Below are 534 nucleotides of genomic sequence, written 5' to 3'. Positions count from 1 at the left end.
GCCGACCCGGTCGTCGCCCGCGCGGACGCGCTCCTCCCGTCGTTCGTCCCCGCAACGCCGTACTCGCTGCCGAGCTTCGCCGCCGCGGGAATGAGTTTCCTCGCCGTCGCCGTTGGGTTCCTGTTCTTGGAGGAACCGAAGCGAACACGCCCCGTCTCCGACGCCGCCCCGGGGTCGCCGATCCCGCCGCGGCGGACGGTCGTCGGCCAGTTCCGCGAGGCGATCTCGTCGGTCGCACTCAGACCGCTCACCGTCGCGTACTTCGTCGTCGCCGTCGCGTTTGCGGGCGTCCAGGTGATGTTCATCCCGTTCGTCGCCGACAGCTTCGGGTACGACGCGACCGCGGCCGCGCTCCTCCTCACGTACGTCGGGGTCCTCGGCGTGATCAACCAGGGCGTTCTCGTCGGCCGGCTCTCGCGGGTCATCCCCTCGCGAACGCTCGTCGCGGGCGGCGGGGTGATCCTCGGGGGTGCGCTCGTCGCGATCCCGCTCACGGGCGTCATCGACCGCCTCGCCGGGGACGTAACCCTCGGC

At 71.9% G+C, this 534-nt stretch carries 1 protein-coding gene; it reads left to right on the top strand.

Annotated elements, in window-relative coordinates; genetic code table 11:
- A partial coding sequence (locus ACFQEU_RS17935; RefSeq protein WP_379784368.1) for an MFS transporter occupies window positions 1–534 on the top strand: 534 nt, incomplete at both ends.

The sequence above is a fragment of the Halorubrum tibetense genome, from assembly GCF_042661865.1.
Taxonomy (GTDB): domain Archaea; phylum Halobacteriota; class Halobacteria; order Halobacteriales; family Haloferacaceae; genus Halorubrum; species Halorubrum tibetense.
Note: the sequence above shows the minus strand (reverse complement) of the source record. Positions and strands in the feature narration are given on the sequence as shown.